This window comes from Bradyrhizobium sp. USDA 4502, assembly GCF_054063355.1.
The window spans coordinates 1,748,329-1,767,160 of sequence record NZ_JBSSGF010000001.1; the positions used below are offsets into that span (position 1 = coordinate 1,748,329).

Consider the following 18,832-nt stretch of genomic DNA (forward strand, 5'->3'; position numbering starts at 1 on the left):
ACGCAGGAGAATGCCGCGTGAAACTGTCCCATGCCGATACGCTGAATATCGGAGCCATCCTTGCCGAAGTGGGTCGCAGCGAGATCATGCCGCGGTTCCGCCGCGTGCGGGAGATCGAGGTCCGCACCAAGACATCGGCATTCGACGTCGTCACCGAAGCCGATGAGCTGGCGGAGCAGGCGATATCGGCGGCGCTGCTGCGGGCGTTTCCGAATGCGGTTGTGATCGGCGAGGAGGGCACCGCGCGTGATCCGGCCGCGCTCGATCAGGTCGGAACCGCGGAGCTTGCCTTCATCATCGATCCGATCGACGGCACGCGGAACTTCACCTCGAGTCTTCCGCTGTTCGGCACCATGGTGGCCGCCACCATGCGCGGCGAGATCGTGTTCGGCGCGATCCATGATCCGGTCAGCAACGACACCGCATTCGCGCTGCGCGGCGAGGGCGCGTGGCTCGCGATGCCGGACGGCCGGCGGCATGACCTCAAAGTGGCTCCCGCCGTGCCGGTCAAGCAGATGGATGCGATCGTCGGCGTCAACTTCCTGCCCGAGCCGCTGCGCACGATCGTCGCCGGCAATCTTTCCAGGCTCGGCGGCAGCGCCTGGCTCAGATGCGCCGCGCACGAATATCGCATGGCGGCGTCCGGACATTGCCATCTGCTGTTCTACAAAAAGCTGATGCCATGGGATCATGCCGCGGGCTGGCTGTTGCATCGCGAGGCCGGCGGCTACAGCGCGCATTTCGACGGATCACCCTACCGGCCGGTCAATCTGACCGGCGGCTTGCTGTGCGCACCCGACGAGGCGAGCTGGCACGCGGCGCGAGAGGCGATCCTGATGCCGGCTGGATAGCAGCGGACGCCGGTTCGTCGCGTTGCGGCGGTTATGAGCCACATTGGTTTTCGGATTCAACTGTCAAACAGCTTGTTCGGTGCGAAAGCAGGGACCCATACGCCGCGGCAGGTGTTGTGAGTGGGACTCGTTGTCCCAACATCGTTCAACAATCAGCATTTGTGGTTATGGGTCCCTGCTTTCGCAGGGACGACACCCAATATGGGTCGGCGTTTGTGGGTCATACCTTCGCTTAGGGCGTCAGGCCTGCACGATTTCGCCGTCCAGCAGGGGCAGATGCCTGATGCGGCGCACGACTAGGATGGCAACTGCCGCGGCGGCGATCGGTGCCAGTTGCAGGCCGTGGGCGCCCGCGGGCACCATGGCGAATGGCGTCAAATATAGCGCCGCGAGGGCGATGCGCTCATAGGGCAGCCAGCCCTGTGCAAGCGCCTGCGCGATCAGCCACGCGCCCGGGATCGCCAGGATCACGACCTCATAGTTGCCCAGCGACGGCACGCAGAGGCCGGTCATCGCCACCATCAGCGCGATCTCGGCGGCGCCGCCGGGACGTTTTCGCAGCACCAGGACCAGGACGGCGATCGCGATCGCGGCCGTGGTCACCTGGACGAGCCAGGCCGTGCTGCTGGATCCGCCGGCCAGCCTGACCGCGGCATAGGGACTGGCGAACTTCTCGAAACCGGGGCCGCCGCCGAGGCTCCAGGCGCTTGCCTCCGGCAGCACGGCAACAAACTTGATCCACGGGTCGATCCCGAAGACGGCGGTGGCCGCCAGCACAAGCACGAGCGTCGTTGCGGCCGCTGCAGCCAGCGCGCGCCAGCGCCGCGTCAGGATCAGCACCAGCGGCGCAAGCAGGGCGATCTGCGGCTTGTAGCTGAAGCACCCGAGCAGCGCGCCGGCGATCACCGGGTAGCGGTCCAGCGTGGCGGCCGATCCGCCGAGCAGAGCCGCCGAGAACAGCGAATTCTGTCCGAATAGCGCGCACACCCACACGGCGGGAAAGGCGAGCGCTGGAACGACGGAGCCGCGCTCGAGCATGGCTCTCACCGCGGCTGCATAGGCGGCGCCGGTCGCGAAGATCCAGACGACGGCCGCCGTTGCAAAGGGAACCAGTGCAAAGGGCAGCCAGAACAACAGCGACGTCGGCGGGTAGAAGAACGGTGCGTAGGTGTTCTGACCGAGCACGGCGGCTACAGCGGCGCGGCCCGCGTCGCCATAGGCGTCGCCGGCGCGGCCTTCGAGCGCGAGCTTCGCCGCGGTCCAGAACGCCGCGAAATCATGGCCGACATCCATCGTCGGCACAGCCCATGGGATGATCGCGATGCAGGCGATGAACAGGACGAGAAATACGCGGGTGAAGGCGGTGACACGGTCAGCCGTGAGCCAGTCGGCCTCACGCAGCGCGGAGACCAGCACGCCCGCGCCGGACTGCCGTGAATGCGCGATTGCCACCTGCGGCTGACCTGTGGACGTAGTTGGGCTGATGGTCGCGCGCGGCATCGCAGCGCCACGACCCGCGTCATCCGCCGCGAAGTGACGCGCGGCGTCATCAGCGAAGGCCAGCCTGTGTCCCTCGAGGTCCGACTTCTGCGACATCGGCCGCTTCATCCCAATCGCGTCGTGCACGCGCAACATTTGGATCAAATCGTCTAAGGTTGCGTAAACCCGATCGTTGCAATTGGCCGCGGCGCAATCGGAACCGATGATCGACATTGCCCCTTGTCCGCGGCCTGTCACGCCGGGCATGGTAAATGAACCCGCAACGCCGGCGGCAGCATGCGGCGATCTACGGTCAGGTTTCATCGCAAATGGCGATATTGCAGCAGTTCGGCCACGACATCTGGATTGCCGGGGGGCCGAACCTTGCGATCGCCGGGTTTCACTATCCGACCCGGATGGCCGTCGTCAGACTGGCGGACGGCGCCCTTTTCATCTGGTCGCCGGTCCGGTTGACGGAGCAATTGCAGGCCGGCGTCAACGCGCTCGGCCAGGTCAGGCACATCGTGGCGCCCAACTCGCTGCATCATCTGTTCCTCGCCGAGTGGAAGCAGGCCTATCCTGCCGCTGTGCTCCACGCCCCGCCGGGCCTGTGCAAGCGGCGCCGTGACCTCGGCTTCGATGCCGATCTCGCGGATGGGCCGAGCCTCGACTGGGCCGGACAGATCGATCAGGTGGTGATGCGCGGCAACCTGATCACCACGGAGGTGGTGTTCTTCCATGTCGAAAGCGGCACCGTGCTGTTCACCGACTTGCTGCAGCAGATTCCTCCCGAACTGGTCTCGGGTTGGCGCGCGACGATCGCGAAACTCGACCTGATGGTCGGGCCGGAGCCGTCGGTGCCGCGCAAGTTCCGCGTTGCCTTCACGGGCCGCCGTGCCGCGCGCGCGGCCTTACAGAGGATTCTGGCGTGGCCCGCCGAAAGGGTGCTGATGGCCCATGGCACGCCAGTCGAAAAGGATGCGCCGGCATTCTTGCGCCGCGCCTTCGCATGGCTCTCGGCGTGATGATTTCATCGCTGATGTGGCGTCGTTGCGGATCAACCGCTTGAACGGAAATGCCGCGGCGAATGCCGCGTTTCGCGCCGGATCAGCCGGCGGAGGGTCGAGGGCTCGGCATATCCGACCTTGCCCGCGATCTCTTCGACCGACAGGCGCGTGGTCTCGAGCAACGACCGCGCCGTCTCGATCCTGATGCGTTGCACGAATTGAATGGGCGACACGCCACAGATCGACTCGAGCCGTCTGGCAAATGTCCGCGGCGTCAGCGCGACGGCGGTGGCAACGTCTCCGACCGTGAAGTCGCGCGCGATGTTGCTGCGCACCCATTTCTCGGCCCTGGCAACCTTGGGGTCCTGGCTGGCAAGATAATTGATCGCCATGAACGGCGCCTGCGAATGCCGCTCGCCAAGCAGCAGGTAGTTGGCGCAGCCCTTGGCCAGCGCCGGGCTGCCGAAACGCGTGATTACCGCAAGCATCAGGTCCATCTGCGCCATCGCCGCGCCGGCGGTTGCGATCGGCCAGTCGGCCACCACCATCCGCTCCGTCATCAACTCGACATTCGGATAGCGTTGCCGAAACAGCGGCGCGAACCACCATGTCGTGGTCGCTCGCTTGCCGTCGAGCAGGCCGGTCTCCGCGAGCAGGAAGCTGCTGGCGCAGGACGCGGCGAGCATCGCGCCGCTCGCGAACGCCGTGACCAGCATGTCGCGGGCGTGCCGACATGCCGGTGTCGCCAGCTTCCGCTCCAGCTCGCCGGCCGATGCCGAGCCGAGCCCGGGAACGATGACCAGGTCCGCGCCGCGCAATCGGGCGGCGCGCCGCTTCGGCCCATAACGCAGCGTCGTCACCTCGAAGCGCGCGCGCTTCGAGGTACTGATCCGGTTGGCGGTGGCCAGCACGTCGTGGGTGATGGCGGCCGCTGACGCGAGGCAGCCGTCGATCTCGACAACCGCGATCCTGGTCATGTCATAAAATCCGCGATCAATGTCATTTTTGACACTAGCTGCCGGGCCGGAAAATCGCAACTCTGGTGCCGAGACGCTGCCGATCTCGATCAGGAGGACCGCCGATGCCGAACCGGCCGATGACCCAGGACGATTCGCTCGAGGATTTCGAGCGCCGCCAGATTACCCTCGATGGGGCCGGCAAGACCGTCCATGTTGGCGGCGCAGGTCCTGCGGTGATCGTGATGGCGGAGATGCCGGGCATCAGCCCGCATGTGGCGCGCTTCGCCCGCTGGGTTCGCGATGCCGGATTCACCGTCTATATGCCGTCGCTGTTCGGCCGTGACGGCGCTATTGCGAGCGCGGAGGAGGGCGCAGCGGTGTTTCAGCGCGCCTGCGTCAGCGCGGAGTTTCGTGCGATGGCCGCAAACCAGTCCAGTCCCGTGACGCAATGGTTGCGCGCGCTGGCGCGATTTGCCCATGGCGAATGCGGCGGTCCCGGTGTCGGGGCCATCGGGATGTGCTTTACCGGCAATTTCGCGCTCACCATGATGCTGGAGCCGTCGATGCTGGCGCCGGTGCTTTCGCAGCCGTCATTGCCATTGAACGATCCGGCGGGCATCGAGATCGCACCGGAGCAAGTCAAGGCGGTGCGCGAGCGGTTGGAGCGCGAAGACCTGACCGTGCTGGCCTATCGCTTTGAGGGCGACAAGTTCTGCATGGCGCAGCGCTTTGCGGCCTATCGCGAGGCGCTCGGCGACCGCTTCATCGGGCGAGTGCTTCCCGACAGCGCGGCGAACCGCGATGTGCCGCCGTTCTTCCGGAATTTCGTCACGACACCGCACAGCGTCGTGACTGTGCATCTGATCGACGAGGCCGGCCAGCCGACCATCGCGGCCCGCGATGAGATCCTGGCGTTCTTCCGGCAGCGGCTGTCACCCGCGAGCGGATGAGCTTGGCTGGTCGAAATAGGCGAATGCGGCGCTCGTCAGGCTGCCCAGCAGGGACCAGAACACCAGACTGGTCAGCGTGACGGCGACCATGAACTGATGCGACAGGGACGAAGGCACGTTGGTCTCGACGTGCTCCAGCTCGGGCGCGCCGATCAGATGCGGCAGCATGATCAGGACCACGCCGGCGATGGCGGCCGGCATCGAGCGCCGGAACGCGATCAGCCCGAGGCCGGCTGCGGTCGCCAGCACCGCCGTCACCCACCAGATCTGGCGCGAAAGCAGCGGAGCGGTGGGGACCCCCGGCAATTCAGGCGGCAGTCCAAGGCCCGGAGCAATGGTGAAGACGGCGAAACCGGCGAGGCCCCACATCAAGCCTTCATGCCACGAGATCCGCTCGCCGGTCGCGCCGCTGCGAACCGCAAGGAAGCCGCAGAGCAGAAGCGCAAAACCGATCGCGGTCAGGATGTTTGCCCCCGCGGTATAGACGTTGCGTTCCAAACCGTCGCGCGGCTCCCAGGCCTCCGCGCCATGATCATGATCCGCATGATCATGGACGAGGATCACCTGCGGTGGCGCGGCGGCTTCGTGCTTGTGCGTGGCCGCCTTCTCGTAGACCTCGGCCCTGAGGATCAGGGGAACGGTGCCGAACTGCTGGACCGCCGTGACGATCAGGCCGACGATGAACCCGGCAATGACCGACGAGAAGACGATCGAGCGAAACGTGCTCATGCCAAGGAGATCAGTGGCAGGGGAAGGCGTTGGAATGGCGCACGTCATGCGCGGCGTTGTGGATTACGTCGATGTGCGAGAAGCCGACCACGCCGACGATGAACAGGCCGAGCGTCATGGCTATCAACGACTGTGCAAGCCGTCCGACCTGTCGGGTGGCGATCGGCAGATGCGTGACCTGAGCTTGAGTAACCTGGGTTTGCGCGGTCTGGGACTGGCTCATGGTCGTTCTCCACATTCGATTTGATCGGCTTCTAGCAGCTTTCGGGTGATGTCGCGACTGGTAAGATGCAAATTTGTTCCAAGGGGAATGCGCTTGCGCTCGATCTTGGCGTGTGCGGCTGCCTTGAAGGCTGGTTCAAACCGCCTGAAATGGGCGAGGCATGCGTCCACCGTCGGGTCGATGCCAAGCAGCGTGCGAAAGGCGCCCCGATGCACCGCGCAGATCGCGTTGTGCCCCGGGACGGGAAAGACCAGCGAGGCGATGTCGGCGCGCCAGTGCGCGTCACAGCTCGAGGTGCCGTCGCCGGCAGGGGCTCGGTCAGCGTCGGACGGTGAATTCATCCGGACCTCGCCGCGATTCCCACTTGGCCTGTTCGAGCTCCGGGCGGTCGCACTCGGTCTGGGGGTAACCGATGCAGAGATAGCCGATAAATTTCCAGGAGTCCGGGATTTCCAGAACGCCATGAATGCGGTCTGGATTGAGGATCGATACCCAGCCGATGCCGATGCCTTCGGCGCGCGCGGCAAGCCACATCGAGCAGATCGCGGCCACCACGGAATATTCCGACGTCTCCGGCATCGTCGCGCGGCCGAGACCGGCGCCGATCCGGTCGGTCTTCTCGGCAAACACGGCGAGGTGGCCCGGCGCCTCCTCGAGGCCCGATAATTTCAACGCGGCGTATTTTGTGGCGCGCTCGCCCGAATAGGACCGCAGCGCATCGGCGTTGCAGGCCTTGAAGTCGTCGATGACAGCGCGGCGTCGTGTCTTGTCGTCGACAATGACGAACCGCCAGGGCTGGCTCAGGCCGACCGAAGGCGACAGGCAGGCGATCTCGATCAGCCGCTCGATCGCACCATCCGGCAGCGGATCGGCCCGGAACCGCCGCACGTCGCGCCGCCACACGAACAGTTCGTGCAGTTGGCGGCGAAACGTATCGTCGAATGAGACCATCGCGGGGCCTTTGGCGGGATCGATCTCGGACTTCATTTAAGCTTCATCGGCAGGCCCGCAACGACGAACTCGACCTCGTCTGCGATGCCGGCGATAGTCTGGTTCATGATTCCTGCGGCGTCGCGGAACGTCCGCGCCAATGCATTGTCCGGCACGATGCCGAGACCGACCTCGTTGGTGACCAGCACGACCGGGCCGTGCTGGCGCGACAGTGCATCCGCCAGCCGCGTCACTTCCTGCGACCAGTCGCGCCCGGCATGCAGCAGATTGGATAGCCAGAGCGTCAGGCAATCGACCAGCCGTGCACCAGCGCCATCGGTCCCGGACAGCACTTCAACCAGATCGAGCGGCACCTCGCGCTCGATCCAGTCGCTGCCGCGCCGCGCGCGATGTTTGGCGATCCGCTCATCCATTTCTGCGTCGAGCGCCTCGGCGGTTGCGATATAGACCGGCTGTCCCGGAAAGCTGCGCGCACGAAGTTCGGCGCGCCGGCTTTTGCCGGACCGGGCTCCCCCCGTGATCAGAATGACGGCCATATCATCTCCTGTGCGACCGGTACGCACGTCGTTCACAAACGCTCTAACCACCAATCGCGGAGAAAGACAAAGCCGAAATCCGTCACGGAGGGCTTGCGCTCGGCCGATGTCTTGCGCATCAGGGGGACCGCGGCGCGGAGAGGGTCAAGTGGGTTTTGCGGGAGCGATGGCGGTGGCGATGGCTGTGGATGCTCTGATCGGCTGGCCGGCGTGGCTGTTTGCCCGCATCGGCCATCCCGTGACCTGGCTCGGCCGGCTGATCCATCTTGTCGATGGCGCCTGGAACCGCGCCTCCGACCCGCCGGCGTTTCGTCGCGGCGCTGGTATTGCGGCTGCGATCCTGGTGATCGCGCTGGTGATTGCGCTCGGTTGGGCCGTTCAGTCCGTGCTCGCATGCGGATGGGTTCGCATTGTCCTTGTCGGTGTCCTGGCATGGCCGCTGGTTGCCGTGCGCTCGCTGCACGACCATGTCGCCGCGGTGGCAAGTCCCTTGGCATCCGGCGACATCGCGGTCGCACGTTCAGCGGTCGCGCAAATTGTCGGGCGTGATCCGGCAACGCTCGACGACGCCGGCATCGCGCGCGCCACCATCGAGAGCCTCGCCGAGAATGCATCCGACGGCATCGTGGCGCCGGTGTTCTGGGGCGCGCTGTTCGGCCTGCCGGGAATCCTTGGCTACAAGGCGATCAACACGCTGGACTCGATGATCGGTCATCGCACCGAGCGGCACGAAGCCTTTGGCTGGGCGGCCGCCCGGATCGACGATCTCGCCAATCTCATTCCGGCGCGGTTGACGGGTGTTCTGTTCGTGCTGCTCGCGCCGAACCGTTCGCAGGCGTGGTCATGCATGTTGCGCGATGCGCAGCGGCATCGCTCGCCGAATGCCGGCTGGCCGGAAGCTGCGATGGCCGGCGCGCTCGGCGTGCGGCTCAGCGGTCCTCGCATCTATCACGGGCACATCGCCGATGAGCCCTGGCTGAACGAGGGGGCGCGCGATCCGGCTGCCGCTGACGTCCTCACCGGGCTGAAACTCTATCGTTACGCCATGATTCTGTTGGCTGGGGCGCTGCTGGTCCTGGCGCTGGCGTGAAGGAGCGGCGCATGCGTGAGCACGGCGGGAACCTTGATGTCGCCCGGCAGCGCTTCGGCGGCGCCGCGGACGACTGGATCGACCTGTCGACCGGGATCAATCGGGTGCCGTATCCCTTGGTCGATGTCGAGCCGCGGCAATGGAGCGCGTTGCCGTCGCGATCCGATCTTGAATCGCTGCACGACGCTGCGCGGCAGGCCTATGTCACCAAGGCGCCGATCGTGGCGATGGGTGGTGCGCAGACCGCGATTCAGTTGCTGCCGCATCTGGCGCTCAAGGGGCGGGCGCGGATTCTGGCGCCGACCTATAACGAGTATGCCGCGGTGTTGTCGGCCGCCGGCTGGGACGTTGCCGAGGTGTCCGATCTCGCCGCGCTTGCGGGTGCGGACATTGCGATCGTCGTCAATCCGAACAACCCCGACGGACGACGCCATGATCGGCGGGAGTTGCTGGCACTGCTGCCGCGCGTTGGCCGGCTCGTCATCGACGAGAGTTTTGCGGACGCCGTTCCTGACCTGTCCCTTGCACCGGAAGCAGGACACGCGGGGCTGCTGATCCTGCGCTCCTTCGGCAAGTTCTACGGACTTGCCGGCTTGCGCCTCGGCTTCGCGATCGGCAGCGAGGCGGACGTCGCCGCGCTTGCGGCGAGGGCGGGCCCATGGCCGGTTTCGGGAGCAGCAATCGCGATCGGGCGGCGCGCGTTGCTCGATCACGACTGGGCAACGGCGACGGCTGCGCGGCTCGCGGACGACTGCGTCAGGCTCGCTGCAATGGCGCGATCGCGGGGCTGGACGCTGCTCGGTGGCACGTTGCTGTTCCGGCTCTACGAGACCGGCGATGCGTTGGCCGTGCAGGAGAAGCTTGCGCGCAGCCAGATTTGGTCGCGGGTTTTCCAGCAGAAACCGGGATGGCTGCGCCTCGGCTTGCCGGGCAGTGAGCCCGAGTGGTCGCGCCTTTCCGCCGTGTTGTCGCGCTGATTGCGACGGCGCTGCGCTCCCTCTCCCCGTTCTTACGGGGAGAGGGCTGGGGTGAGGGGCCGCATCCGCATATTCGGCGACAGCTGCGGTTGCGGAGACTCCCCCTCACCCGGAACGCATCTAGCGATGCGTTCCGACCTCTCCCCGCACGCGGGGCGAGGTGAGAAGGAATCATCTCGCTTTAACGCGCCAGCGCGAGCAGGCCTTCGACATCGAGATGGGTCTCGATGTGCTCGGCAAGCGCGTCGAGTGCGCTCTCGACCCTGGCGCCGTAGGGCTGATCAGCCGCCGCGATGTCGAGTTGTGCAAGGAACGCCTTGCGGAAATCGTCCGAGGCGAACAGGCCGTGCAGATAGCTGCCGTGAACGCGCCCATCTGCGGAGACAGCGCCCTCAGCCGTACCGTCGAGTGATGCAAAGGGCCGCGCGCGATCCGGGCCGTCGGTGCGCCCGATATGGATTTCATAGGCGTTGATCGGCTGGCTGGTCGCGGCATGCACCGCGCTGGCGCGCGTCAGCGTCTTCTGTTCGGTCATGGTGGTTGCGACATCGAGCAGCCCGAGGCCGCGTGTTTCGCCGGCGGGCCCCTCGATCCCTTCAGGGTCGGCGACGGTCTGACCAAGCATCTGATATCCGCCGCACAGGCCGAGGACATGGCCGCCGCGGCGATGATGTGCCAAGAGATCGATGTCCCAGCCCTGCGCGCGCAGGAAGGCGAGATCGCCGCGGGTCGATTTCGAGCCGGGCAGGATGACGAGCTTCGCATCACCTGGGATGGCTTCGCCCGGACGTACCATCACGAGATCGACGCCGGGCTCCAGCTTCAGCGGATCGAGGTCGTCGAAATTGGCGATCCGCGACAGCGCAAGGAACGCGATCTTGCACTGGCCCGGCTTGCGCGCCTCGCCGAGCCCGAGCGCATCTTCGGCCGGAAGTTCGCCGGCGCGGACGAACCAGGGCAGCACGCCAAATCCGCGCCAGGCGGTGCGCTCTTCGATCAAGCGATAGCCGTCATCGAACAATGTCGGATCGCCGCGGAATTTGTTGATGATAAAGCCCTGGATCATCGCGGCATCATCAGGGTCGATCACCGTCTTGATGCCGACGAGCTGCGCGATCACGCCGCCGCGGTCGATGTCGCCGACCAGCACCACGGGCACGTCTGCTTTGCGCGCAAAACCCATATTGGCGATATCGGCTTTGCGTAAGTTGACCTCGGCGGGGCTGCCGGCGCCCTCGACCAGCACCAGATCGGCGCGCTGCTTCAGGCGCGCAAAACTCTCCAGCACCGCGCCCATCAGCGATGGTTTCATGCCGGCATATTCGCGCGCGCGTGCGGTGGCGATCCGTTTGCCGTGCACGATGATCTGGGCGCCGACATCGGTCTCGGGCTTGAGCAGCACCGGGTTCATGTCGGTGTGCGGCTCGACGCCGGCGGCGAGCGCCTGCAATGCCTGCGCGCGTCCGATCTCGCCGCCATCGACGGTCACGGCGGCGTTGTTCGACATGTTCTGCGGCTTGAACGGCAGCACGCGCAGGCCGCGCCGTCGGGCGGCGCGGGCGAGGCCGGCGACGATGAGCGATTTGCCCACGTCCGAGCCGGCTCCCTGGATCATCAATGCGCGCGCCATCGTGATGCCCGTCAGAACTCGACGCCCGGCTGGGCCTTGATGCCGGAGCGGAACGGATGCTTTACCAGCGTCATCTCGGTGACCAGATCGGCAATCTCGATCAGCTCCTCCTTGGCGTTGCGCCCGGTGAGCACGACATGGGTCATCGGCGGCTTCGACGTGGTCAGGAAGTCGACGACATCGGCGATCGCAAGGTAATCGTAGCGTAGCGCGATGTTGATCTCGTCGAGCACGACCATGCGCAGGCTCGGGTCCGCGATCAGCTGCCTGGCCTTTTCCCAGCCGGCTTGCGCTGCCGCGATGTCGCGGGCGCGATCCTGCGTCTCCCAGGTAAAGCCTTCGCCCATGGCGTGAAATTGACAGAGATCGCCGAAATGCCCGGTGAGCAGGCGGCGCTCGCCGGTATCCCAGGCGCCCTTGATGAACTGCACCACGGCGCAGGGAAAGCCGTGAGCCACACAGCGCACGATCATGCCGAACGCGGAGGACGATTTTCCTTTGCCGGCGCCGGTATGAACGATGATCAGGCCCTTTTCACCGCTCTTGGTCGCCATGATGCGGTCGCGGGCGGCCTTCTTTTTCGCCATCTTGTCCGCGTGGCGCGCATCCGGCGAAAGATCGGTGCCGACGGCGCCGTCTTCAGCGTCCTTTCCATCAGAAGTCATCACATTCCTTCGGCTTGACAAGTGCGAGGCTTGGACGAATGGTGGTCCTGCGTTGGTTCCTGTCCTACGACAGGCGAAGAGGGAATGCGATAGGGCTCCGCTAAATCGGGCCCGAAGCGCAGCCGCCCCCGCGACCGTGACCGGAGAGATGCCCAAGCCACTGATTCCATACGGAGTCGGGAAGGTGGGCATCGAAGGGTAAAACCTGCTCCGCAAGCCGGGAGACCTGCCAACGCAGCATGTTGTGAAACCGGCGGACGGGGTGTTCCGCGACGGGGAACGAACCTGTCCAAAATCGGTTCGTGTGCCTCATCGCTTCCCGCTGTCAATCCAGGAAGGGCGATGAGCGTCACACTTCATGTCTGCATCACCTGCCGCGCCGGCCAGACGTCGGCGGAAGGTGAACTCGCGCCCGGTGCACGCCTGCATGCCGCGCTTGTCGAGGCCGGCGTGCCCGATGACGTCAATCTGGTTCCCGTCGCATGCCTGTCGGCCTGCAGCCAGGGCTGCTCGGTCGCGCTCAGCGCGCCGGGGCGCTGGTCCTATGTCTACGGCCGACTGTCCGCTGATAATGCCGCGGATGTGATCGCCGGTGCCTCCGCCTATGCGGCGGCGCCCGACGGCATCGTGCCGTGGCGCAGCCGTCCGGAAATCTTCCGCAAGCAATCGCTCGCCCGCATTCCACCTCTTCCCGTCGTGCCGGAGGCCGCAGAATGACCACGCTCGCCAAAATTCCGGTCACCGTCGTGACCGGCTTTCTCGGCTCCGGCAAGACGACGCTGATCCAGCATCTGATCCGCAATGCCAACGGCAAGAAGCTCGCGGTGCTGGTCAACGAATTCGGCAGCGAAGGCGTCGACGGCGACATCCTGAAGTCGTGCGCCGACGCCAATTGTCCGGCCGAGAACATCGTCGAGCTCGCCAATGGCTGCATCTGCTGCACCGTCGCCGACGATTTCATCCCGGCGATGGAGCAGTTGCTGGCGCGGAACGTGAAGCCCGATCACATCGTGATCGAGACCTCGGGGCTCGCCCTGCCGAAGCCGCTGCTGAAAGCGTTCGACTGGCCGGAGATCCGTTCGCGGATCACGGTCGACGGCGTGATCGCGCTCGCCGACGCCGAGGCCGTCGCCGCCGGCCGTTTTGCGCCTGATCCGGCCGCGGTGGATGCGCAGCGTGCAGCGGACGACAATCTCGACCACGAGACGCCGCTGTCGGAAGTGTTCGAGGACCAGATCGCCTGTGCCGATATCGTGCTGCTGACCAAGGCGGATCTCGCCGGGGCGGAGGGGATCAAGGCAGCGAAAGCGGTGATCGCGGCCGAGATGCCGCGCGAGGTGCCGATGTTGCCCGTCGTCGACGGCACGATCGACGCGCGCGTGATCCTCGGGCTCGGGGCGGCGGCGGAAAGCGATCTCGCGGCGCGGCCGTCGCATCACGATGGCGAGGAGGAACACGAGCACGACGATTTCAATTCCGTCGTGATCGATCTTCCGGAAGTTTCGGATGTCGACGCGCTGGTCGCCTCGATCAAGGGGCTGGCGCGCGAGCAGAACGTGCTGCGCGCCAAGGGCTACATCGCGGTCGAAGGCAAGCCGATGCGGCTGTTGGTGCAATCGGTCGGCGAGCGGGTGCGGCATCAGTTCGACATGCCCTGGGGTGCCCGGGCGCGGCAGTCGAAGCTCGTCGTGATCGGCGAACATGCCGACATCGATGAAGCCGCGATCAGGGCACGGCTTGGTGTCTGATGCACGTCGTCTTCCGCGAGAGCCGCGGCCTTGAGGAGACCGCGACGCCAAGGGACCTCGGCCAGGATCCGGCCGATCTCGTGGTGTTGTCGTTTTCCGACAGCGATCTTGCTGCCTTCGCGGCCGGCTGGCGGCGCGGCCGTGCTGCGCTGCCGTCGCTGCGGCTCGCCAATCTCGCGGAGCTGCGCCATCCGCTGTCGGTCGATACCTATATCGAGCGGACGCTCTCGCACGCCCGCGGCATTCTGGTGCGGCTGATCGGCGGCGAGCCCTATTGGTCATACGGGCTGGCCGCGGTGCATCGGCTGGCGAAGGAGCGCGGCATCGCCCTGGTCGTGCTGCCGGCCGATGGCCGCGACGATCAGCGGCTGGATGAATTCTCGACCTTGCCGGTCTCGACGCTGCGCCGTCTGAAGGTGTTGTGCGACAAGGGCGGCCCGGTTGCCGCTCAGGCCGTGATCGCGCAACTGGCGCTGGCGTCCGGACTCTATGCCGGGCCGGTGGTCGGCGAGATCGATCTTCCCGAGATCGGCGTCTACGATCCCCGGCGCGGAGCCATCGCGGCGTTGCCGGCACCGGATGGCCGGCCGCGCGTGCTGGTTACGTTTTATCGTTCTTATCTCGCGGCCGGCGACACGGCACCGGTCGATGCATTGATCGATGCATTGCGTGAGCGGGGCTTTGATGCTCATGGCGTGTTCGTCACTTCATTGAAGGCGGCGGGCGTGGCCGATTGGCTGCGCGTTCAGTTCGCGCAATGCGCTCCAGCGGCGATCGTCAATGCGACCGCGTTTTCCGCGGCCGGTGACGACGGCACGACGCCCTTCGACGCCGCATCATGCCCGGTGTTCCAGGTCGCGCTGTCGACCGCGCGGCGCGAGGATTGGGCCTTGTCGCTTCGCGGCCTGTCGCCGGGCGATCTCGCGATGCATGTGGTGCTGCCGGAGGTCGACGGCCGCCTGTTCACAGGGGTCGTGAGCTTCAAATCGCCTGGTGAGCGCGATCCCGAGCTGCAATTCGCGCATCTTGCGCATCGACCGGATGCCGAGCGCGTCGCTGCAATTGCCGCACGCGTGGCCGCTTGGCATCGGCTTGCCGGCAAGCCGGCACAGGAGAAGCGGCTCGCGCTGGTGCTCTCGAACTATCCCGGCCGCCCGCATCAGATCGCGCATGCCGTCGGCCTCGATGCGCTGGCTTCAGTCGAGGCGTTGCTGACCGATCTCGCGGCTGCGGGATTTGACCTTGAGCCGGTGCGGTCGCTAGGCGACATTCTTTTGCGGAGGACTTTGACGTGGAACGTCGCCGACTATCGCGCGGCGCTTTCCGGCCTTCCCGAACTGCTGCAGGACGATCTCAGCCGCGCATGGGGCGCGCCGGAGGATGATCGGGATTGCCGTGACGGCGCATTTCATTTCGCTGCGATCTGTTGCGGCAAATCGGTCATTGCCGTTCAGCCGGAGCGCGGTGAGGTAGGGCAGCGCGACGCCGACTATCACGATCTCTCACGCACGCCGCGCCATGCCTATGTCGCGTTCTATCTGTGGCTCAGGCAGCAGGCCATCGATGCCGTCGTCCACATCGGCGCGCATGGAACGCTGGAATGGCTGCCCGGCAAGTCGGTTGCGCTGTCGCCCGCATGCTGGCCGGAGGCGCTGATCGGCGATCTGCCTGTTGTCTATCCCTTCATCGTCAACGATCCCGGCGAGGCGGCGCAGGCCAAGCGCCGGATCGGTGCCGTGACGATCGGCCATCTGCCGCCGCCGCTCGCGAAGGCCGCGGTGCCGGAAGGCTTGCGCAATCTCGAGCGCTTGCTCGATGAGTATTCGACCGCCGACGGTCTCGATCCGGCGCGGCGGCAGCGCCTGATCGCCGCGATCCGCGACGAAGCGCGCATCGCCGGGCTGGAGGACGATCTCGGTCTCGCCGCGTCGGTCTCCGCGGCCGAGGCCATTCCGCAGATCGATCGTTTCGTCTGCGACCTCAAGGAAAGCCAATTCAGCGACGGCTTGCATGTGTTCGGGCAGGGCGCTTGCGGTGAGGCGGAGAGGGCGGCGCTGCGCGATGCGCTCGCGGGGCGGCGCGTGGCGCCGGGGCCGTCGGGCTCGCCCTATCGCGGACGCCGCGACGTGCTGCCGACCGGACGTAATCTGTTTGCGGTCGATCCGCGCGCGGTGCCGACGCCGTCGGCGCATGCCCAAGGCGTGAAACTCGCCGAGGAGCTGTTGCGGCGTCATTTGCAGGATCACGGCGACTGGCCGAAGGGACTCGTGGTCGACCTCTGGGGCTCCTCGACGATGCGCACCGCCGGCGAGGACTTTGCGATGGCCCTGCACCTCGCCGGCATCGCGCCGCGCTGGGATCATGGATCGGGGCGGGTGTCGGGCTACGACATCATCGCGCCGGCGGAGCTCGGCCGGCCGCGCATCGACGTCACGTTGCGGGTGTCGGGGCTGTTCCGCGACGTCTTCTCAGGGCTGGCCCAGTTGTTCGAAGCCGCAGCGGAGGCGTTGTCCGAACGCAGCGACGAGGCGGACGAGAATCCTTACCGGCAGCGCATCGCGCGCGTGTTCGGTCCTCGCCCCGGACATTATGGCGTTGGCATTGCGTCGCTGTCGGATGTCTTCACCGAGGAGGCGCGCGAGGCGGCCGGCGAAGCCTGGCTGTCGGCATCGTCGTGGGCTCTCGCATCCGACGGCGAGATGCGGCCCGATCGCGCCGGCATCGAGGCGCGGCTCGCGGCTGCGGACAGTTTTGTTCACACTCAGGATCTGCCGGAGACCGATCTGCTGCTGGCGGCGGACTATGCCGCGCACGAGGCGGGCATCGCGGCGGCCGCCCGGCGCCTTGGCACAAAAGTTCCGTCGCTCTATCACCTCGATGCGACGCGGCCGGATCAGCCGCATGCCCGCGCGTTGACCGAGGAAATTTCACGGGTGGTGCGGGTGCGTGCCGCCAACCCTGCCTGGATCGCGGGCATGATGCGCCATGGCTTCCGTGGTGCCGCCGAGATATCGGCGACGCTGGAGCACATGGCGGCGTTCGCCCATCTTGCCGGCGCGGTGCCGCCGCATCTGTTCGATCTCTACTACGATGCGACGCTCGGCAATGACGAGGTTCGCGGCTTCATGGCGCGCGAGAACGCGGCGGCGCTGGCTGCGATCGAAACCTGCTTCATGAGATTGCATGAAGCCTCGCTCTGGCAGACGCGGCGCAATTCGATTGCGGCTGCGCTGCAGGAGGCCTCATGAGTGCGGTTGCGGTCAAGGGCTGGTGTCCAGGCGCGCTGCGGCCGATGCTATCAGGCGATGGCCTCGTGGTGCGCATTCGCCCGCGCGGCGGACGGTTGGACGCGGCGCAGGCAGCGGGAATCGCCAGGCTGGCGGCGCGATACGGCAACGGCCTGATCGACCTGACCAGCCGCGCCAATCTCCAGATCCGCGGCGTCAGCGATGAAGCTTATCCGCCCCTGGTCGATGGGCTCGCTGAGCTCGGGTTGCTGGACGCGGGCGCGGACATCGAGGCGCAGCGCAACATTCTGGTGACGCCGTTCTGGACTGCCGCCGACGAGACGCGCTCGCTTGCGACCGAGCTTGAGCAGGGGCTTGCCGGTGCCTCGCTTGATCTTCCAACCAAGTTCGGCTTCGCAATCGATGATGGCGATGCGCGGATGCTGGCGCGCGCGTCCGCCGACGTCAGGATCGAGCGCGATCGCAACGGCGGACTGCTGGTACGTGCCGATGGCGCACAGTGCGGGCTTTCGGTCACGCGGAGCGAGGCTGTGCGGACGGCGTTGGCGCTGGCCGAGTGGTTCGTCGCCGCCGGCGGAACCAAGGGTGAGAAACGGCGGATGGCGGCTCATCTGGCGGGCGGCGCGAGCGTTCCCGAGACACTTCGCGGCGATGCCGAGCCCGTGGCCCGATCGGCGGCCCCTGCGCCTGGCCTCTATCCGGCGGGCGCGATGGTCGGCGTCGCCTTCGGGCAGATGCCGCACCAGACGCTCAACGATCTCGCCGGTTGCGCGCAGGCTCTCCGCATGACGCCGTGGCGGATGATGCTGGTGGAGGGGATGCGCGAGATGCCGGGTGGGGCGGACCTCGTGACTGATGCCGGCGATCCGAGGCTGCGCGTGGTCACCTGCAGCGGCGCACCGCGCTGCGGCGATGCGCATGCGGATACGCGTATGCTGGCGTCGGCGCTCGCGCGGCATATCCCACCTGATGCGCGGCTTCACGTCTCCGGCTGCGCCAAGGGCTGTGCCCATTCCGGTTCTGCGGATGTTACCCTCGTTGCGACAGACAACGGCTTTGATCTGATCTGCCGCGGCACGACGCGGGATGCGCCGGTCACCCGAGGGTTGAGCAGTTCGTACCTCGTCGCAAATCCCTCCGTGCTGACGGGAGGCCGCTGATGCCGCACGTCTACGAGACCGACGGCGCAGCGATCTATCGCCAGTCCTTTGCCACCATCCGCTCCGAGGCCGACCTTGCCCGCTTCACGCCAGACGAAGAGCCGGTGGTCGTGCGCATGATCCATGCCGCCGGCATGGTAGGCCTGGAAGCGCATGTGCGCTTCACATCGGGCATGGCTGCGCGCGCGCGAGCCGCCCTGCAGGAGGGCGCGCCAATCCTCTGCGACGCGCGCATGGTGTCGGAGGGAATTACGCGCGCGCGGCTGCCGGCCGGCAATGCCGTGATCTGCACGCTCGGTGATGTCAAGGTACCTGCGCTCGCGCAATCGATGCGCAACACGCGCTCCGCGGCGGCGCTCGAGCTGTGGCGGCCGCATCTGGGCGGCGCCATCGTCGCGATCGGCAATGCGCCGACGGCGCTGTTCCATCTGCTCAACATGCTGGAGGATCCCGATTGCCCACGGCCGGCGGCGATCATCGGCTGTCCGGTCGGCTTTGTCGGCGCGGCGGAATCCAAGGCGGCATTGATGGCTGAGCCGCCCGCGCCGGCGCTGACGGTCGAGGGACGGCTCGGTGGTTCGGCGATCACGGTTGCCGCCGTCAATGCGCTGGCGAGCCGGAGCGAATAG

Annotated in this window: 19 protein-coding genes and 1 riboswitch; of the genes, 10 read left to right on the plus strand and 9 right to left on the minus strand. The window is 66.5% G+C overall.

What is annotated here, in order from left to right:
* The first annotated feature begins 17 nt into the window (after positions 1 to 17).
* The gene (locus tag ACVW1B_RS07720; RefSeq protein WP_310882463.1) at positions 18 to 851 is read left to right on the plus strand and encodes an inositol monophosphatase family protein; all 834 of its coding nucleotides are present in this window, start codon (positions 18 to 20) and stop codon (positions 849 to 851) included.
* A 240-nt stretch (positions 852 to 1,091) separates the two neighbouring features.
* Here the strand turns inward: ACVW1B_RS07720 and ACVW1B_RS07725 are convergent, their stop codons facing one another.
* Positions 1,092 to 2,447, minus strand: coding sequence for a glycosyltransferase family 87 protein (locus ACVW1B_RS07725; protein WP_253609424.1), 1,356 nt, complete (start codon positions 2,445 to 2,447; stop codon positions 1,092 to 1,094).
* A 212-nt stretch (positions 2,448 to 2,659) separates the two neighbouring features.
* Here ACVW1B_RS07725 and ACVW1B_RS07730 point away from each other — a divergent pair, with 212 nt between their 5' ends.
* On the plus strand, positions 2,660 to 3,355 hold the full coding sequence (locus tag ACVW1B_RS07730) for a DUF4336 domain-containing protein (protein ID WP_253610053.1): 696 nt from the start codon (positions 2,660 to 2,662) through the stop codon (positions 3,353 to 3,355).
* 32 nt (positions 3,356 to 3,387) lie between these two features.
* On the opposite strand, the gene ACVW1B_RS07735 is transcribed toward ACVW1B_RS07730, so the two are convergent.
* A complete protein-coding gene (locus ACVW1B_RS07735) occupies positions 3,388 to 4,314 on the minus strand; it encodes a GlxA family transcriptional regulator (protein ID WP_253609423.1) in 927 nt (308 codons plus the stop codon).
* A 104-nt stretch (positions 4,315 to 4,418) separates the two neighbouring features.
* Between ACVW1B_RS07735 and ACVW1B_RS07740 the strand changes: the two genes are divergently transcribed.
* Entirely contained in the window at positions 4,419 to 5,246 is an 828-nt protein-coding gene (locus tag ACVW1B_RS07740) for a dienelactone hydrolase family protein (protein ID WP_456821461.1), read from the plus strand.
* On the opposite strand, the gene ACVW1B_RS07745 is transcribed toward ACVW1B_RS07740, so the two are convergent.
* From ACVW1B_RS07745 to cobU, 5 genes are read right to left on the minus strand one after another with little or no spacing between them, the layout of a single operon-like run.
* Positions 5,229 to 5,975 carry a CbtA family protein gene (locus ACVW1B_RS07745; protein ID WP_253609421.1) on the minus strand — a complete coding sequence of 249 codons (747 nt, stop codon included), beginning with the start codon at positions 5,973 to 5,975 and terminating at the stop codon, positions 5,229 to 5,231. The two genes, ACVW1B_RS07740 and ACVW1B_RS07745, sit on opposite strands and share 18 nt — an antisense overlap.
* A gap of 10 nt (positions 5,976 to 5,985) precedes the next feature.
* Positions 5,986 to 6,198, minus strand: coding sequence for a CbtB domain-containing protein (locus ACVW1B_RS07750; RefSeq protein WP_253609420.1), 213 nt, complete (start codon positions 6,196 to 6,198; stop codon positions 5,986 to 5,988).
* Positions 6,195 to 6,539 (minus strand): hypothetical protein, encoded by a 345-nt coding sequence (locus ACVW1B_RS07755; RefSeq protein WP_253609419.1) that lies wholly within the window; start codon positions 6,537 to 6,539, stop codon positions 6,195 to 6,197. The genes ACVW1B_RS07750 and ACVW1B_RS07755 overlap by 4 nt, the downstream gene beginning before the upstream one ends.
* Entirely contained in the window at positions 6,517 to 7,149 is a 633-nt protein-coding gene (gene bluB / locus ACVW1B_RS07760; RefSeq protein WP_253610052.1) for a 5,6-dimethylbenzimidazole synthase, read from the minus strand. Before bluB ends, ACVW1B_RS07755 begins: the two co-directional genes overlap by 23 nt.
* A gap of 32 nt (positions 7,150 to 7,181) precedes the next feature.
* Positions 7,182 to 7,685: a bifunctional adenosylcobinamide kinase/adenosylcobinamide-phosphate guanylyltransferase gene (cobU, locus tag ACVW1B_RS07765; protein ID WP_057015887.1), complete on the minus strand. Its 504-nt coding sequence runs from the start codon at positions 7,683 to 7,685 to the stop codon at positions 7,182 to 7,184.
* 166 nt (positions 7,686 to 7,851) lie between these two features.
* Here cobU and cbiB point away from each other — a divergent pair, with 166 nt between their 5' ends.
* Positions 7,852 to 8,775: an adenosylcobinamide-phosphate synthase CbiB gene (gene cbiB / locus ACVW1B_RS07770; RefSeq protein ID WP_253610051.1), complete on the plus strand. Its 924-nt coding sequence runs from the start codon at positions 7,852 to 7,854 to the stop codon at positions 8,773 to 8,775.
* An 11-nt stretch (positions 8,776 to 8,786) separates the two neighbouring features.
* A complete protein-coding gene (gene cobD / locus ACVW1B_RS07775) occupies positions 8,787 to 9,752 on the plus strand; it encodes a threonine-phosphate decarboxylase CobD (protein WP_253609417.1) in 966 nt (321 codons plus the stop codon).
* Between the two features lie 181 nt (positions 9,753 to 9,933).
* Here the strand turns inward: cobD and ACVW1B_RS07780 are convergent, their stop codons facing one another.
* Positions 9,934 to 11,382 (minus strand): cobyric acid synthase, encoded by a 1,449-nt coding sequence (locus tag ACVW1B_RS07780; protein ID WP_253609416.1) that lies wholly within the window; start codon positions 11,380 to 11,382, stop codon positions 9,934 to 9,936.
* An 11-nt stretch (positions 11,383 to 11,393) separates the two neighbouring features.
* Positions 11,394 to 12,047: a cob(I)yrinic acid a,c-diamide adenosyltransferase gene (cobO, locus tag ACVW1B_RS07785; protein WP_168857103.1), complete on the minus strand. Its 654-nt coding sequence runs from the start codon at positions 12,045 to 12,047 to the stop codon at positions 11,394 to 11,396.
* Between the two features lie 36 nt (positions 12,048 to 12,083).
* Positions 12,084 to 12,295, plus strand: a riboswitch (cobalamin riboswitch).
* Between the two features lie 94 nt (positions 12,296 to 12,389).
* On the opposite strand from cobO, the gene ACVW1B_RS07790 reads away from it, so the two are divergent.
* Genes ACVW1B_RS07790 through ACVW1B_RS07810 form a run of 5 tightly spaced genes read left to right on the plus strand, consistent with a single transcriptional unit; the run spans position 12,390 to position 18,832 of the window.
* Positions 12,390 to 12,764 carry a DUF1636 family protein gene (locus ACVW1B_RS07790; protein WP_253609415.1) on the plus strand — a complete coding sequence of 125 codons (375 nt, stop codon included), beginning with the start codon at positions 12,390 to 12,392 and terminating at the stop codon, positions 12,762 to 12,764.
* Complete coding sequence (gene cobW, locus ACVW1B_RS07795; RefSeq protein ID WP_253609414.1) at positions 12,761 to 13,795, plus strand: cobalamin biosynthesis protein CobW; 1,035 nt, start codon at positions 12,761 to 12,763, stop codon at positions 13,793 to 13,795. Before ACVW1B_RS07790 ends, cobW begins: the two co-directional genes overlap by 4 nt.
* On the plus strand, positions 13,795 to 17,043 hold the full coding sequence (cobN, locus tag ACVW1B_RS07800; protein ID WP_456821462.1) for a cobaltochelatase subunit CobN: 3,249 nt from the start codon (positions 13,795 to 13,797) through the stop codon (positions 17,041 to 17,043). Before cobW ends, cobN begins: the two co-directional genes overlap by 1 nt.
* Positions 17,040 to 18,203: a precorrin-3B synthase gene (gene cobG, locus ACVW1B_RS07805; RefSeq protein WP_253609412.1), complete on the plus strand. Its 1,164-nt coding sequence runs from the start codon at positions 17,040 to 17,042 to the stop codon at positions 18,201 to 18,203. The genes cobN and cobG overlap by 4 nt, the downstream gene beginning before the upstream one ends.
* A complete protein-coding gene (locus tag ACVW1B_RS07810) occupies positions 18,203 to 18,832 on the plus strand; it encodes a precorrin-8X methylmutase (protein WP_253609411.1) in 630 nt (209 codons plus the stop codon). Before cobG ends, ACVW1B_RS07810 begins: the two co-directional genes overlap by 1 nt.

Excerpts from the sequence above, each read along its gene's own strand:
- ACVW1B_RS07725 (WP_253609424.1), bottom strand. The coding sequence starts at position 2,447 with ATGTCGCAGAAGTCGGACCTCGAGGGACACAGGCTGGCCTTCGCTGAT.
- ACVW1B_RS07730 (WP_253610053.1), top strand. The coding sequence starts at position 2,660 with ATGGCGATATTGCAGCAGTTCGGCCACGACATCTGGATTGCCGGGGGG.
- ACVW1B_RS07735 (WP_253609423.1), bottom strand. The coding sequence starts at position 4,314 with ATGACCAGGATCGCGGTTGTCGAGATCGACGGCTGCCTCGCGTCAGCG.
- ACVW1B_RS07740 (WP_456821461.1), top strand. The coding sequence starts at position 4,419 with ATGCCGAACCGGCCGATGACCCAGGACGATTCGCTCGAGGATTTCGAG.
- ACVW1B_RS07745 (WP_253609421.1), bottom strand. The coding sequence starts at position 5,975 with ATGAGCACGTTTCGCTCGATCGTCTTCTCGTCGGTCATTGCCGGGTTC.
- ACVW1B_RS07750 (WP_253609420.1), bottom strand. The coding sequence starts at position 6,198 with ATGAGCCAGTCCCAGACCGCGCAAACCCAGGTTACTCAAGCTCAGGTC.
- ACVW1B_RS07755 (WP_253609419.1), bottom strand. The coding sequence starts at position 6,539 with ATGAATTCACCGTCCGACGCTGACCGAGCCCCTGCCGGCGACGGCACC.
- bluB (WP_253610052.1), bottom strand. The coding sequence starts at position 7,149 with ATGGTCTCATTCGACGATACGTTTCGCCGCCAACTGCACGAACTGTTC.
- cobU (WP_057015887.1), bottom strand. The coding sequence starts at position 7,685 with ATGGCCGTCATTCTGATCACGGGGGGAGCCCGGTCCGGCAAAAGCCGG.
- cbiB (WP_253610051.1), top strand. The coding sequence starts at position 7,852 with ATGGCGGTGGCGATGGCTGTGGATGCTCTGATCGGCTGGCCGGCGTGG.
- cobD (WP_253609417.1), top strand. The coding sequence starts at position 8,787 with ATGCGTGAGCACGGCGGGAACCTTGATGTCGCCCGGCAGCGCTTCGGC.
- ACVW1B_RS07780 (WP_253609416.1), bottom strand. The coding sequence starts at position 11,382 with ATGGCGCGCGCATTGATGATCCAGGGAGCCGGCTCGGACGTGGGCAAA.
- cobO (WP_168857103.1), bottom strand. The coding sequence starts at position 12,047 with ATGACTTCTGATGGAAAGGACGCTGAAGACGGCGCCGTCGGCACCGAT.
- ACVW1B_RS07790 (WP_253609415.1), top strand. The coding sequence starts at position 12,390 with ATGAGCGTCACACTTCATGTCTGCATCACCTGCCGCGCCGGCCAGACG.
- cobW (WP_253609414.1), top strand. The coding sequence starts at position 12,761 with ATGACCACGCTCGCCAAAATTCCGGTCACCGTCGTGACCGGCTTTCTC.
- cobN (WP_456821462.1), top strand. The coding sequence starts at position 13,795 with ATGCACGTCGTCTTCCGCGAGAGCCGCGGCCTTGAGGAGACCGCGACG.
- cobG (WP_253609412.1), top strand. The coding sequence starts at position 17,040 with ATGAGTGCGGTTGCGGTCAAGGGCTGGTGTCCAGGCGCGCTGCGGCCG.
- ACVW1B_RS07810 (WP_253609411.1), top strand. The coding sequence starts at position 18,203 with ATGCCGCACGTCTACGAGACCGACGGCGCAGCGATCTATCGCCAGTCC.